This window comes from Rhizobium sp. AN5, from assembly GCF_900215255.1.
In the GTDB taxonomy this organism is placed as follows: Bacteria; Pseudomonadota; Alphaproteobacteria; order Rhizobiales; family Rhizobiaceae; genus Agrobacterium; species Agrobacterium tumefaciens.
The window spans coordinates 1,639,115-1,653,785 of sequence record NZ_OCMJ01000004.1 but is presented as its reverse complement, the minus strand read 5'-3'; the positions used below and the strand labels follow the sequence as shown (position 1 = coordinate 1,653,785).

The following is a 14,671-nucleotide window of genomic DNA, read 5'->3' as shown; positions in this document are numbered from 1 at the left end:
ACGCATTGGATCGCCTAGACCGCAAGATTTTGCGCATTCTGCAAGAGGATTCCACGCTGGCTGTCGCTGATCTGGCGAAAAAGGTCGGCCTTTCCACGACGCCCTGTTGGCGGCGTATCCAGAAGATGGAAGAGGACGGTGTCATCCGCCGGCGCGTGGCGCTGCTGGATCCGGTCAAGGTCAACACCAAGGTCACCGTTTTCGTCTCCATCCGCACTGCCTCCCATTCCATCGAATGGCTGAAGCGGTTTTCCGAGGTGGTCTCCGAGTTTCCTGAGGTCGTCGAGTTTTACCGCATGAGCGGCGATGTCGATTATCTGCTGCGCGTTGTCGTGCCTGACATTGCGGCCTATGACGCCTTCTACAAGCGGATGATCGCCAAGATCGAAATTCGTGACGTATCGTCTGCCTTTGCGATGGAACAGATCAAATATACGACGGAACTGCCGCTCGATTACATGCTGCTGGATAATCCCAAATCCGGCGAGGAATGATCCCGGCTGATCAGGCTTTTTGAACATTGCCCTTTCCGGCTGCCGGGGAGGGCATTTTTCGTTGCGCAGTTTGCTTTTCCGCAAGCACTCAAGTCGGCCAACCGGAGGTGTCCGGGAGTGCACACTCGTGGCGTGCCGAGGCGGCCAGGCAATCTTATTCCGCCTGAAACGGCAAATTCGCACATTCAATTCTCTTTGCACTCGCGCCACGCAAACTGGGATTTTGATAAAATCACTCGAATATCTACGCTTTGTATATCTGATGATGGCAACAGCGAAGGATATCCACATGCTCACACGACGCGGAACATTGGGACTGATTGCGGGTGCAACGGGGGCGGCGTTCCTGCCGCATATCCGGCGGGCTGGAGCCGCGACCACCACATTACGGATCGGCTGGCAGAAGAACGGCGTGATCGCGCTGGCAAAGAGCCAGGGCGCTCTTGAAGCGCTGTTGAAGGATCGCGGCATTGAGGTCAAATGGTCGGAGTTTTCCTCCGGGCCGCCGCTTCTCGAAGCGCTGGGCGCAGGTGCGCTGGATATTGGCCCAACGGGTGATGTGCCGCCGCTTTTCGCGCAGGCTGCCGGTGGCAATCTGCGCTATGTGGGAACTTACAAGGGCGCGGCCGGCGGATCGGCAATTCTTGTGCAGAAGGATTCGCCGCTGAAGACGCTGGCGGACCTCAAGGGCAAGAAGGTGGCCTTCAAGCGCGGCTCCAGCGCCCATAACGTTACTGTCAAAGCATTGCGAAAAGCAGGCCTGACGCTGAACGACATAACATCCATCGACCTTGCCCCGCCGGATGCGGCGGCCGCTTTCCGCAGCGGCAGCATCGATGCCTGGTCGATCTGGGATCCTTATTTTGCCGTGGCGGAAAAGGAGCCGACGACACGGGTTCTCGCGACTGCCGAAGGTATTGTCGATCCCTGGAGCTATTTCCTCGCGAATGGCGACTTCGTGGAAAGCAATGCCGACCTCGTGCCGCTGATCCTCAAGGAACTCGCAAGCGTCGGCGCAAAGGCTCAGGCCAATATCGATGAGACTGCAAAATTGCTGGCGGCGATAACCGGCGTCCCGCAGGATGTAACCAAGGTGTCGCTGACGCGTCCGGGAGCGGATCTGGGGCGTGTCTCGCTGGTTTCGGATGAGGCCATCAGCTATCAGCAGGCGCTGGCCGACGAGTTCTACGATCTGAAAATCGTGCCGAAGAAACTCAAGGTTACCGATATCGTCTGGCGTCCGAAAGCGAGTTGAGCCGGGCGAAAGCTGAGTCTCTTCAATCGTCTGGCTGTTGTTGCTGAGAGATTGATTCAGGCAAGCGCTCCATTTCAGGAGCGCTTGCCTCTGCCTCAGCCCTTGAGCTTGGCAATCACCAGATGGCCGGGTGTGGGGTTGCCGTCCTGCATGCGCACGTTGATATCGGTGACTTCAACGATATCGAAACCGGTCGCTGCCAGTCTTTCCCGAACGTAGGTTTCGGCGTGGGCGAAACGCTGGTGCGGGCCGACGATATAGGGGCGTCCGGCCATGGTTGCCTCGGGCAACGTTTCCGACGAGAAGATCAGCAGGCCACCAGGGACGAGGTTTTCGGCGGCGCCGAAAAACAGCGGTTCCAGCGCGCCGAGGTAGGGCAGCACATCGGTTGCGGTGATGATGTCGAAGGGCTCGTCGTCATTGTCTTCGAGAAAGTCCTCGGCTTCGGCGACATAAAGCGTCTCGTAGAGGTCTTTCTCGTGGGCGATCTCGACCATGTTTTCGGAAATGTCGATGCCGGTAATGTCATCAGCCATGTCGCGCAGCGCTTCGCCGGTGAGGCCGGTGCCGCAGCCGAGATCGAGCAGGCGCTTGAAGGGGCCGAGATCAAGCGTTTGCAGGCGCTGGCGCACCATCATCGGCACGGCATAACCGAGCTGTTCGACAAGAATATCCTCGAAGGCTTCGGCGTGCTGGTCGAACAGGGTTTCGACATAGGCGTCGGGCGCTTTGGAAGGCGGTTCGCCGCGGCCCATGGCGGCGATGCGAACGGCTGCGCCGCCGTGATCGTCCGGGTCGATGGCCAGAACCTCTTCATAGGCCTTCACCGCCGCGTCAACATCGCCGGCTTTTTCAAGCGCGAGCGCGCGGTTATAGGCTTCGGCAAGCGCCTCTTCGTCAATTTTCTGGTTCTTCGTCATCGTGCGGTATCCGTCAGCATCTTCAGTTGAAGTCTACTGTAAGCCGCAAGACGGACGGGCGCAATCCTTATGTGGCAATGGGCCTCAGTGGAGAATGAACTCTCCTTTCAGTGCGCGCCATTCTTGCGCCGAGATCACCTGCCGGTGCACATAGCGGACCGAGTGCAACGGACCGTCTAGCTTTTCCTGCCAGAATTTGAGGAAACCGTGCATTTCGGGGAAATCCGGGGCGAGATCATAGTCCTGCCAGACATAGGTCTGGAGAACCAGCGGATGGTCCGGCATGCGATAAAAAATCTGGGCGGTGGTGAGGCCGTAGCCCCTCAGCATCATTTCCATTTCCTTGTTCATGTCGGCTGTTCCCGTTCTCATGATTGCCGATCACAGCGTTGTCGCTGTATCTGATATGGGAACACGACAGGGTTAACCCAACCTTGCAAAAGGTCTGGTTGTCACAAAATAGTTATATTTTTCAAAATGTTGGCAGTCTTGTCTGGTGAGTGCTGCCAACCGTGCCCCTAGCGCTTGAGATGGCGTGTCAGGCGGGCTTCCAGCCATGCCCAGACATGCCGGAGCGTCTCGACGATCGTCAGGTAGAAGATCGCCGCCCAGAGATAGGCCTGATAATCGAATGTGCGGGAGAAGGCGTAGCGCGTCTGTCCCATCAGGTCGAAGACCGTGACGATGGAGACCACTGCCGAACCCTTGATCATCAGGATGATCTCATTGCCGTAGGGGCGCAGCGCCACGATGAGGGCCTGCGGCAGAATGACCTTGCGGAAGGTGATGAATTTCGACAGGCCGAGCGAGGCCGCACCTTCAATCTGGCCGCGTGGTACGCTTCGGATCGCGCCCCTCAGGATTTCTGCCTGATAGGCGGCGGTGTTGAGGGTGAGCGACAAGAGGCCGCAATACCAGGCCTCACGGAAGAACCACCACAGGCCAACGGTTTCCAGCCCCTGACGGAAACTGCCTAGGCCGTAATAGATCAGGAAAAGCTGCGCCAGCAGCGGGGTGCTGCGAAAGACGTAGACATAGGCATAGGCCAGCGCGCCGATGACGCGATTTTCCGACATGCGGGCGAAGGCGATCGGCACCGAGAGAATTGCTCCGAGGATGATCGAACTGCCAACCAGCGTAATGGTGGTTATGAGGCCATCGATATAACGCGGCCCGTAACGTTCGAATTTCGCCCAGTCCCAGCCTTCGATCATCGCAAAGATCAGCCCGGCGGCCAGCAGCAGCCAGAGCGTTATGACGGCGATGCCGACGACGCGCGATATGTTGAGGGGCTTGTCTGTGGCAACCGGCGCGGGGCGCGGCGGAATGAGTTCCTGAACATGGCTCATCGGCTTGCCTCCGACTTGCGCGACCAGCGATCGATGAAGCCGATGCCGATGGAGGAGAGCAGCGCGAGGATGAGGTAGAGCAGGCAGGCGATGCCGTAGAAGAAGAAGGCTTCCTTGCTGACGCGGGCAGCGATGCCGGTCTGGCGCACGATATCGGCAAGGCCGATGATCGAGACGTATGAGGTATCCTTGAGCAGGATGACCCAAAGGTTGGTCATGCCGGGCAGGGCGATCCTGACCAGCTGCGGAATGATGACGAGCACCATGGTGTGGCCGCGCGAGAGGCCAAGTGCATGGCCCGCCTCATATTGGCCCTTTGGGATGGCCTTGAACGCGGATAGCAACACTTCCGAGGAATAGGACGAAAACACCACTGACAGCGCGACCATGCCCGCCACGAAGGCGTTGATCTCTACCGGGCCGGTTATCCCGACATAACCGGCGGCCGATTGCAGCAGCATCTGGATGCCGTAATAGACGATGAACAGGGTCAGGAGTTCTGGCAGGCCACGGAAGATGGTGGTATAGACACCGGCCGCCAGCCGCAGCGATTTTTCCTCCGATTGCGCGGCGAGCGCAATGAGGAAACCGATCACAAGTCCGACGGGCAGGGTGGCGAGCGCCAGCGAGATCGTGACCTTGACGCCGAAGGCGATTTCGTCGCCCCAGCCGGCATCGCCGCAGGTGACGAGGGTGCCGTTTCCGAAAAGCGTGAAGAGACCGACCGGCCCACAGAAAGGGTCGAGAAGTGTCGAGACATAGGTCCAGAACGCACCTATGGCGGAAAATGCTCCGCTCATGCCAGTTTTCCCCCGCGGTCTTAAGCCGCCGTGATTGTTATGGTTACGTTTTCAAACAAAAATGGCGGAAGGGCAAGCCTTCCGCCACCAGATTTCAACAGGCGACGCGCCGCTTACTGGCCGTAAACGTCGAAATCGAAGTATTTCTTGTTGATTTCCTGGTACTTGCCGTTGGCGCGGATGCCGGCGATGGCAGCCGTGAACTTGTCGGCGAGCGCCGTGTCACCCTTGCGAACGGCCACGCCTGCACCGTTGCCGTTGATCTCGACATCCACCGGAAGCGGCGTCAGGATCTTGCAGCACTTGCCTGCATCCGACTTCAGCCACTCCGACAGGACGACGATATCGTCGATGACGGCGTCGATGCGGCCGTTGGCGATGTCGAGCTTATATTCGTCGGCGGTCGGGTACATTTTCAGGTCGGAACCGGGGAAGTGCTTTTCGGCATAGTTGGAGTGGGTCGTGGAACCCTGCGCGCCGAGCGACTTGCCCTTCAGGTCGTCGACGGACTTGATCGGCGAATCCTTCGGTACGGCGATTGCCGGCGGGGTGTTGTAATATTTCTTGGAGAAATCGACCTTCTGGAGACGCTCCGGCGTGATCGACATGGACGCGATGATGGCGTCGAACTTCTTGGCCTGCAGGGCGGGAATGATGCCGTCCCAGTCATTGGTGACGAAGGTGCATTCGGCCTTCATTTCGACGCACAGCGCCTTGGCGATGTCGATGTCGAAGCCGGTCAACGTACCGTCGGCCTCCAGATTGTTGAAGGGCGGGTAGGCGCCTTCGGTGCCGATGACGATCTTGTCCTGCGCGAGGGCCGCGCCGGAAAACAGGGAGATGGCGGCAATCGATACGGCTGCGAGCAGACGGGTGGAAATAGGCATTTCGATCCTCTCTTTTGGTCGTTCATCCGCAGTCTGTTGTTGTTTTCAGTGCGGACGTCGTGAGCGCAGGCGCAACAGAACGGTTTGCCATTCGTGGCCTTCAGCGCGCGGCAATTATTCGTCCGGTTGGTCAAAAAATGCAACTGCAATATTAGCGCCCTCTTTTTCGTCGCGGAGCTTTCACGAAATGGCCTTGATCTGTTCATTTCCGGTACAGAACGCTTTGGTCATCATGGGAACCGAAGCGTATGCAAGGCGTTGACCAGCGCCTGCACGCGCGGCCGGATTCACAATGTCGCGGCATAAGCGGCGTACAACGATTGGCAGATGAGGAAGCACCGATGCTGAAGAAGAACACATTGCTGACGGGGGTGGTTTTCCCCCTCATGTCGCTGGCGATCGCGGTGGAGCCGGCCGCCGCCGGTTATGCTGGCGCCGCACGGACGCAAACGCAAATGCCCCAGGCACAGGCCCCGGTGATATTGGCGCAGGCGCAGCCGCAAGCGGAGGAGCAGAACCCGGAAGAGCTGCTGCGCAAGCAACGCCAGCAAGCAGAGGAGGCGCAGCCGAAGCCAGAGCCAGAGCCGAAAAAGCAGGAGCAGGCTCCGGAACCGCAGCGCGAACAGCCGAAGGCTGAAGCTGCACCGGCCGAACCGCGTCCTGAACCCAAGCGTGAACCTCAGCCCGAGCCGCAACGCGAGCCGCAGCCAGAACCGAAACGGCAACCGCAGCAGCGCGAAGCCCAACCGGAACCGGCGCCAGCTGAACAGCCACCCGCCCGCAAGCAGCGCCCGCAGCCTGAGCCGGAAGCCGCGCCTGCACCCGCAGAGCAGCAGCCGCAGGAACGGCCGCGCAAACCTGCTCGAGCCGAGCAGCCGGCAGGCGAGGGCGAGCAACGCCCCGCACGTCCGCGCAAGCCGGAGCCGGCGGCCGAACAGCCAGCCGCACGCCCTGAAAATACCGAGCAGCCGGCAAAGCCGCGCGAGCCCGCCGCCGAGAAAAAGCCGGTAGAGGAAAAGGCGCCCGCTCCAGTTCCAGCACCGGAACCGAAATCGGAACCTGCCGAAAAGGCCGTTCCGGAGAAAAAGCCAGCGGCTCCTGAGCCAGCCGTAAAGGAGGCTCCCGTTCCAACGGAAGCGCCGACACCGGCACGGCCGCCGGCTCCGGAAGCTCAGCCCAATCCTGCGCCCGGCCAGCAGCCTTCTGAAAAGCAGCCTGTAGAAAGCCAGGGCAAGACGGAGCCTGCAGCGCCGCTGCCGGGTACGCCGACACCTCCGCCACCAAGCGGTGCCACGACAGGACAGGCGCCTGCCGGCGAAGCCGTTCCCAATCAGGTCGCCATTCCGCAGACGGAAGCGCCTCCGACGACAAAGCAGGAACTGGACAAGGCCAAGGCGATCGCCAAGGACCCGTCCAAGACTGCGGACACCGTCATTCTGCCCGTCGACAAGGGTGCCGCCGTTCTCGACAGCGACAAGGAAGTGGAGCGCTCCGGCAACAACCAGGCACGCGAGCAACGCCGCCGCGAGCGTGAGCAGGCCGGTGACGTGAAGGTGCCGACTTCCGACGCCGAAGCGCAGCGCGCCGGTGCCGCCGAAGGCAAGGCTCCGCCGCCCGTGAAGATGGAGGCGATCACCTCTCAGCAGGGCGAGCGTGTCGACCGGCGTCCGCAATATGACCGGCCGGAAGGTGCGCGGGAATGGCAGCCGCGCGAAGGCGGCCGGCGTGATCAGGATCGCGATGCGCCGATCATCCTGCAATTCGGTGACCGCGTGGTTGTGCGCGGCGACGACAATCAGCGCTTCATCCGCGATGGCGGCGAGCCCTATTACGAGCGCCTGCCGGGCGGACGTGTCCGCGAGACCGTCGAGCGTCGCGACGGCACGCAGGTGGTGACGATCCGCAACCGCTATGGCGACGTCATCCAGCGTTCGCGCATCGATGACCGTGGCCGGGAATATGTTCTGTTCTATGCGCCGGAGCTGATGGACGAACCGGACCGTGAATATGTCTATCGCGATCCCGGCCTCGACCTGCCGCCGATGCGTCTGCGCATTCCGGTTCGTGACTACATCATCGACACGTCGAGCGATCCGGACCGCGATTATTACCGCTTCCTGGAGCAGCCGCCGGTCGAGCCGGTGGAGCGTGTCTACTCGCTGGATGAAGTGCGTTATTCGGCCCGTATCCGCGACAAGGTGCGCCGTATCGACCTCGATACGATCACCTTTGCCACTGGAAGCGCTGACATTCCGATGGCGCAGGCCCGTTCGCTGCGGAAGGTAGCGGATGCGATCAACAAGGCGCTGGCAAAGAACCCGGCGGAAACCTTCCTGATCGAAGGCCATACCGATGCCATTGGTTCGGATGAAAGCAACCTCGTTCTTTCCGACGAGCGTGCCGCTTCCGTCGCCAATGTCCTGACCGATGTTTACGGCATTCCGCCGGAAAACCTGGCGACGCAAGGCTACGGCGAACGTTACCTGAAGGTTCAGACACTCGGCCCGGAACAGCAGAACCGCCGCGTCACCATCCGCCGCGTGACGCCGCTGGTAAGACCGGTCGCCCAGAACTGATAAGGTTCAGGAACTGAAAAATGAAAGCCCGGAAAGCGCAAAGCTTTCCGGGCTTTTTAGTCGGCAGCAAAGTTCCCAGGCCGACACATTATCCGTACCTCCGGACCAGATCCGCGGTCCGGGGTGATCGAGTCCGGCATGACTGGGATGCTTCACACCCTGCCATCATCCTCAAATTTGAGGATAGTCCAGCCACTAACGCTTAGTTCAGCGCCACAGCAATTTCTGCTGCGAGCTGGGCGTTGTTGCGTACCAGCGCGATATTGGTCGCGAGGCTGCGGCCGTCGGTCAGGCGGAAGATATCGCCGAGCAGGAAGGGCGTGACGGCCTTGCCGGTGATGTCCTCGCGCTCAGCGTGGGAAATGGCGCGATTGATGTAGATTTCCATCTCCTCGCGCGGAATTTCGTCCTCTTCCGGCACGGGATTGGCAATCAGCATGCCGCCATCGATGCCGAGCTGTTCGCGGGTCGTCTGGAAATTGGCGATGGCTGCGGGGCTGTTGAGCGACAGCGGGCTGGAAAGGCCGGAGGAACGCGACCAGAATGCCGGGAATTCTTCCGAACCGAAAGTCACGACAGGCACGCCGTTGGTTTCGAGAACTTCCAGCGTCTTCGGGATGTCAAGAATGGCCTTGGCGCCGGCGCAGACGACGATCACGCCGGTTTTGGCGAGCTCGGTCAGATCGGCGGAAATATCGAAGGTTTCCTCCGCGCCCTTGTGCACACCGCCGATGCCGCCGGTGGCGAAAACGCGGATGCCGGCGCGGGCAGCGGCAATCATGGTGGCTGCCACTGTCGTGGCACCGGTGCGGCGCTCGGCAATAGCAAAGGCAATATCGGCGCGCGAGACCTTCATGGCGTCGGTGGTCTGGGCAAGCGCTTCGAGCTGCTCCTTCTCGAGGCCGATATGCAGCGTGCCGTGAATGACGGCGATGGTTGCCGGAACGGCTCCCTGATCGCGGATTATCTGTTCGACGCCTTCGGCCATCTCGATATTGCCGGGATAGGGCATGCCGTGGGTGATGATGGTCGATTCCAGCGCGACGATCGGCGCGCCGCGCTGTTTGGCAGCGGCAACCTCTTGCGAATAGACGATGGGCAGGAGCGGGGAGATGGGGCGGGTCATTCTGTTTGTTCCAGACTATAAAAAAAACGGGTTCATGCCAGCATTTCGGCCTTGGGGACAAGCCCCAACATGGTCTCGACACTGTCTTTTGACAGGTCTTGAGCGGTGGCGAAAGGCGATTGCACGGTGATGGCGGCCGCCGCGGCACCCAGTCGCAGGGCCTCAGTGATGGTTTTGCCCTCCGTAATCGCCGCGAGATAACCTGACGCCATGGCATCTCCGGCGCCGGTTACGTCTTTCACCTCGCGGATGATGGGTGGGTGGAGGCTTGCGGTTTGCGTCGCGTTAAAGGCTACCACTTCGCTTGCACCGCGGGTGATGACGCCGCCAGCAAGGCCTGCCTTGCGGAGAATGCCCGGCCAGTCGCGAACATTGTCTGCCGTCTGTCCGGTAAGCGCGCGCGCCTCTGCCTCGTTCATGAAGAGAATGTCGATATCGGCGAGCATGTCCTTCAGTTTCACCGCCTTGGCGGGCGAAATGGCGATGGCCGCGAGCGGCTTTTGGCAGGCGCGGGCAATGAGACCGAGCGCCTTCAACGTATCCTCCGGCAGATTAGCATCGCAAAGCAGAAGGTCGCTCGCGGTAATCGCGTCACGCACCGCGCGAACTTTGAGGCGGCGCGGCGAAAACAGCTTGTAAAGGTCCATATCCGCAAGTGCGATGACAAGATTGCCGTCGCGCTCCAGAATGGCGGTGTAGCTTGGCGTGCGGCGATCGAGGAAAACGAAGGGCGTATCTTCCACGCCCGCCTGCCTTGCTGCCTCCGCCACCGCTTCGCCTGTCACGTCGCCACCGCGCGGCGCGATGATACGGACGGCAAAACCGAGCCGGGAAAGATTGCGCGCCGCGTTGAAACCGCCGCCGCCAGCCTCTTCCATCCATGAGCCAGGATTGCTGGCGCCGGGCGCCGTTTCAGTCTCGATCATGCCGCGCCTGTCTATATGCGCGCCGCCCAGAACGAGTATTTTCTTCACGCTTGTGTTTCCCTCTTTCGCGGATGGAAAAGGTGGACGATTCGTCCCAATCTTGTGTTTGTTCCCCTTCACATCCGGTCCGCAGCGATAGGTCGGACACGGAAAAACGAAAGCAGAACAAACCACTTATCGCTATTTGTTTTCAATATGCTGGCTGCGCCTTGCGATATGAGAACAAATAGAGTACATCCTATTTCCATACTGCTTCATTGCCTGTGCGGCTTCAATAACCTAAAGGTGGATCGGATGGCACAAAATTCTTTGCGTCTCGTAGAGGATAAATCGGTGGATAAAAGCAAGGCACTGGAAGCGGCGCTCTCCCAGATCGAACGGTCGTTCGGCAAGGGATCGATCATGAAGCTCGGTTCCAATGAAAACGTGGTTGAAGTAGAGACCATTTCGACGGGTTCTCTCAGCCTGGATATAGCGCTCGGTATCGGCGGCCTGCCGAAGGGGCGTATCGTTGAGATTTACGGCCCGGAAAGCTCCGGTAAGACAACGCTTGCGTTGCAGACAATCGCGGAAGCCCAGAAGAAGGGCGGCATCTGCGCCTTCGTGGATGCCGAGCACGCGCTCGATCCGGTCTATGCCCGCAAGCTCGGTGTGGATTTGCAGAACCTTCTGATCTCGCAGCCGGATACGGGCGAGCAGGCGCTGGAAATCACCGATACGCTGGTGCGCTCCGGTGCCGTCGACATTCTGGTGGTGGACTCGGTTGCGGCGCTGACGCCGCGTGCCGAAATCGAAGGCGAGATGGGTGACAGCCTGCCGGGCCTTCAGGCACGTCTGATGAGCCAGGCGCTGCGCAAGCTGACCGCCTCGATCTCCAAGTCGAAGTGCATGGTGATCTTCATCAACCAGATCCGCATGAAGATCGGCGTCATGTTCGGTTCGCCGGAAACGACGACGGGCGGTAATGCGCTGAAATTCTACGCCTCGGTGCGTCTCGACATTCGCCGTATCGGCGCCGTCAAGGAGCGTGAAGAGGTTGTCGGCAACCAGACCCGCGTCAAGGTCGTCAAGAACAAGATGGCACCGCCTTTCAAGCAGGTGGAATTCGACATCATGTATGGCGAAGGCGTTTCCAAGACCGGCGAGCTTGTCGATCTCGGCGTGAAAGCCGGTATCGTCGAGAAATCCGGTGCATGGTTCTCCTATAACAGCCAGCGTCTGGGGCAGGGGCGTGAAAATGCCAAGACCTTCCTGCGCGACAATCCGGAAATGGCAAACGAGATCGAACTGGCGCTGCGCCAGAACGCCGGTCTGATAGCCGACCGGTTCCTGCAGAATGGCGGCCCGGAAGCAGGCGAAAGCGACGACGGTCCCGACGAGGGCTGATGCATTCGAAGGTCCGGGCGTTCGCGTTCGGTGGCTTTGCCGGCATAAGCCGGTATGGATCAAAAGGGTCGTGCGATTTTCCTCGCGCGGCCCTTTTTCTTTGCCTAGACGCCTTGGTGCGCCTCAATGGCTGGACAGGGCAGGATGCGGACGATAAAAGCCTTTGATTTTGCAAGATAGCCATCATTCGGGATGGCGGTGATGGACTCCAGCTGTGAGCGGTGTGTGGGCATGAGCGGTGTGAATGAAATTCGGTCGACCTTTCTCGACTACTTCAAGAAGAACGGACACGAGATTGTGCCCTCCAGCCCGCTGGTGCCGCGCAACGATCCGACGCTGATGTTCACCAATGCCGGCATGGTGCAGTTCAAGAACGTCTTCACCGGTCTCGAAAGCCGTCCTTATTCCACCGCCGCCTCGGCGCAGAAATGCGTGCGCGCCGGTGGCAAGCATAACGACCTCGACAATGTCGGGTATACGGCCCGTCACCATACGTTCTTCGAAATGCTCGGCAATTTCTCCTTTGGCGATTATTTCAAGGAAGAGGCTATTACCCATGCCTGGAACCTGATCACCAAGGAATTCGGCATCGACCGCAACCGTCTGCTGGTCACGGTCTATCACACCGACGACGAGGCTTTTAATCTCTGGAAGAAGATCGCCGGTTTCTCTGACGACCGCATCATCCGTATTCCGACCAGCGATAATTTCTGGGCCATGGGCGATACCGGTCCGTGCGGTCCCTGCTCGGAAATCTTCTACGACCACGGCGATCATATCTGGGGCGGACCGCCCGGTTCGCCGGAAGAGGATGGCGACCGTTTCATCGAAATCTGGAACCTCGTCTTCATGCAATATGAGCAGCTGACGAAGGAAGAGCGCATCGATCTGCCGCGCCCGTCTATCGACACCGGCATGGGTCTCGAGCGCATTTCAGCGCTGTTGCAGGGCAAACACGACAATTACGACACCGATCTGTTCCGGGCGCTGATTTCGGCCTCCGTCGAAGCGACCGGCGTTCCGGCAGAGGGCGAGAAGCGCGCCAGCCACCGCGTCATTGCCGACCATCTGCGCTCCTCTGCTTTCCTGATCGCCGATGGCGTCCTGCCGTCGAATGAGGGTCGTGGTTACGTTCTGCGCCGCATCATGCGCCGCGCCATGCGCCATGCCGAGCTTCTCGGTTCGCGCGAGCCGCTGATCTACAAGCTGCTGCCGGCGCTGATACAGCAGATGGGCCGCGCCTATCCGGAACTCGTTCGCGCCGAGGCGCTGATCTCCGAGACGCTGAAGCTTGAGGAAACCCGTTTCCGCAAGACGCTGGAACGCGGCCTGTCGCTGCTGTCCGACGCGACTTCGACCCTGCACAAGGGTGATATGCTGGACGGCGAAACCGCCTTCAAGCTTTACGACACCTATGGTTTCCCGCTTGATCTGACGCAGGATGCGCTGCGCGCCCGTGAGATCGGCGTCGATATTTCCGGCTTCACCGATGCCATGCAGCGCCAGAAGGCGGAAGCACGCTCGCACTGGGCTGGCTCCGGCGACAAGGCGACCGAAACGGTGTGGTTCGAACTGAAGGAAAAGCTCGGCGCGACCGAATTCCTTGGTTACGACACTGAAACCGCCGAAGGCGTCATTCAGGCGATCGTCAAGGACGGCAAGTCGGTGGACAGTGCTGCCGAGGGCGAGACGGTGCAGATCGTCGTCAACCAGACGCCATTTTATGGCGAGTCCGGCGGTCAGATGGGCGATACCGGCGTAATCTCTGGCGATAACGGCACCTTTACCGTTTCAGAAACCCAGAAGAAGGGCGAGGGCCTTTTCGTGCATTCCGGCACGGTGTCCAAGGGTGGATTGAAGCTAGACGACGCCGTGCAGCTGACTGTCGATCACGACCGCCGCTCGCGTCTGCGCGCCAACCACTCCGCCACCCACCTGCTGCATGAGGCGCTGCGCGAGGTGCTTGGTACGCACGTCGCTCAGAAGGGTTCGCTGGTCGCACCCGAGCGTCTGCGCTTCGACGTTTCGCATCCGAAGCCGATGTCGGCCGAGGAGCTGAAGGTTGTCGAGGAAATGGCAAACGAGATCGTCTTGCAGAACTCGCCTGTCGTGACGCGTCTGATGAGCGTTGACGATGCCATTGCCGAGGGTGCTATGGCACTGTTTGGCGAGAAATACGGCGATGAAGTCCGCGTTGTCTCCATGGGCACCGGCGTTCACGGTGCGAAAGCCAACCGTCCGTACTCGGTCGAGCTTTGCGGCGGCACTCATGTTGCCGCAACCGGCCAGATCGGCCTTATCCGCATTCTCGGCGAAAGTGCCGTCGGTGCGGGCGTGCGCCGTCTTGAAGCCGTAACGGGTCAGGGCGCGCTTGCCTATCTCTCCGAGCAGGATGAGCGCGTAAAGGCACTGGCCTCGTCGCTGAAGGTTCAGCCGGGTGATGTGCTGTCGCGTGTCGAGGGACTTCTTGACGAGCGCAAGAAGCTGGAGCGCGAGCTTGCGGATGCCCGCAAGAAACTCGCAATGGGCGGCGGCTCGTCGGATGCCGGTGCAAGCGACGTACAGCAGGTTGCGGGCGTCAATTTCCTCGCAAAATCGCTGTCCGGCATCGATGCCAAGGACCTCAAGGGTCTTGCCGATGAAGCCAAGGCAAATCTCGGCTCCGGCGTCGTGCTGCTGATCGCGGTTTCCGAAGACGGCAAGGCAAGCGCTGTTGCTGCCGTGACCGAGGATCTGACTGGCCGTTTCAGCGCCGTCGATATCGTCCGCACGGCCTCTGCCGCCCTCGGCGGCAAGGGCGGCGGTGGACGCCCGGATATGGCGCAGGCCGGCGGCCCCGATGGCGCCAAGGCACAGGACGCCATCGACGCGGTGGCGGCAGCGCTCGCGGCCTGATCTGAATGAATTGAAAAAGGCGGGGTTCTACCCCGCCTTTTTGATTCTGGATGTTGA

Annotated in this window: 12 protein-coding genes; 5 read left to right on the top strand and 7 right to left on the bottom strand. The window is 60.3% G+C overall.

Annotation, left to right across the window (positions count from 1 at the left end; all coding sequences use genetic code 11):
* The first annotated feature begins 5 nt into the window (after positions 1 to 5).
* Together CRP02_RS20705 and CRP02_RS20700 are read left to right on the top strand one after the other, a co-directional pair.
* On the top strand, positions 6 to 494 hold the full coding sequence (locus CRP02_RS20705) for an Lrp/AsnC family transcriptional regulator (RefSeq protein WP_003507846.1): 489 nt from the start codon (positions 6 to 8) through the stop codon (positions 492 to 494).
* Between the two features lie 289 nt (positions 495 to 783).
* On the top strand, positions 784 to 1,749 hold the full coding sequence (locus CRP02_RS20700) for an aliphatic sulfonate ABC transporter substrate-binding protein (protein WP_097172868.1): 966 nt from the start codon (positions 784 to 786) through the stop codon (positions 1,747 to 1,749).
* 95 nt (positions 1,750 to 1,844) lie between these two features.
* On the opposite strand, the gene CRP02_RS20695 is transcribed toward CRP02_RS20700, so the two are convergent.
* The 5 genes from CRP02_RS20695 to CRP02_RS20675 form a co-directional block, all read right to left on the bottom strand.
* Positions 1,845 to 2,669, bottom strand: coding sequence for a class I SAM-dependent DNA methyltransferase (locus tag CRP02_RS20695; protein WP_097172157.1), 825 nt, complete (start codon positions 2,667 to 2,669; stop codon positions 1,845 to 1,847).
* Positions 2,670 to 2,753: 84 nt separating this feature from the next.
* Positions 2,754 to 3,020, bottom strand: a complete 267-nt coding sequence (locus CRP02_RS20690) for an usg protein (RefSeq protein WP_003516070.1) — start codon at positions 3,018 to 3,020, stop codon at positions 2,754 to 2,756.
* A 167-nt stretch (positions 3,021 to 3,187) separates the two neighbouring features.
* Positions 3,188 to 4,018, bottom strand: coding sequence for an ABC transporter permease (locus tag CRP02_RS20685; RefSeq protein WP_097100501.1), 831 nt, complete (start codon positions 4,016 to 4,018; stop codon positions 3,188 to 3,190).
* Positions 4,015 to 4,818 (bottom strand): ABC transporter permease, encoded by an 804-nt coding sequence (locus tag CRP02_RS20680; protein ID WP_003516067.1) that lies wholly within the window; start codon positions 4,816 to 4,818, stop codon positions 4,015 to 4,017. The genes CRP02_RS20685 and CRP02_RS20680 overlap by 4 nt, the downstream gene beginning before the upstream one ends.
* Before the next feature lie 113 nt (positions 4,819 to 4,931).
* Positions 4,932 to 5,705 (bottom strand): ABC transporter substrate-binding protein, encoded by a 774-nt coding sequence (locus tag CRP02_RS20675; protein ID WP_003516066.1) that lies wholly within the window; start codon positions 5,703 to 5,705, stop codon positions 4,932 to 4,934.
* Between the two features lie 341 nt (positions 5,706 to 6,046).
* Here CRP02_RS20675 and CRP02_RS20665 point away from each other — a divergent pair, with 341 nt between their 5' ends.
* Positions 6,047 to 8,281 carry an OmpA family protein gene (locus CRP02_RS20665; RefSeq protein ID WP_097172155.1) on the top strand — a complete coding sequence of 745 codons (2,235 nt, stop codon included), beginning with the start codon at positions 6,047 to 6,049 and terminating at the stop codon, positions 8,279 to 8,281.
* Between the two features lie 202 nt (positions 8,282 to 8,483).
* Here the strand turns inward: CRP02_RS20665 and CRP02_RS20660 are convergent, their stop codons facing one another.
* Together CRP02_RS20660 and CRP02_RS20655 are read right to left on the bottom strand one after the other, a co-directional pair.
* A complete protein-coding gene (locus CRP02_RS20660; RefSeq protein ID WP_097100498.1) occupies positions 8,484 to 9,407 on the bottom strand; it encodes a pseudouridine-5'-phosphate glycosidase in 924 nt (307 codons plus the stop codon).
* Positions 9,408 to 9,439: 32 nt separating this feature from the next.
* A complete protein-coding gene (locus CRP02_RS20655) occupies positions 9,440 to 10,381 on the bottom strand; it encodes a carbohydrate kinase family protein (RefSeq protein WP_097100497.1) in 942 nt (313 codons plus the stop codon).
* A gap of 246 nt (positions 10,382 to 10,627) precedes the next feature.
* On the opposite strand from CRP02_RS20655, the gene recA reads away from it, so the two are divergent.
* Positions 10,628 to 11,719, top strand: coding sequence for a recombinase RecA (gene recA, locus CRP02_RS20650; RefSeq protein ID WP_097100496.1), 1,092 nt, complete (start codon positions 10,628 to 10,630; stop codon positions 11,717 to 11,719).
* Positions 11,720 to 11,950: 231 nt separating this feature from the next.
* A complete protein-coding gene (gene alaS, locus CRP02_RS20645) occupies positions 11,951 to 14,614 on the top strand; it encodes an alanine--tRNA ligase (protein ID WP_097172154.1) in 2,664 nt (887 codons plus the stop codon).
* Positions 14,615 to 14,671: the final 57 nt, after the last annotated feature.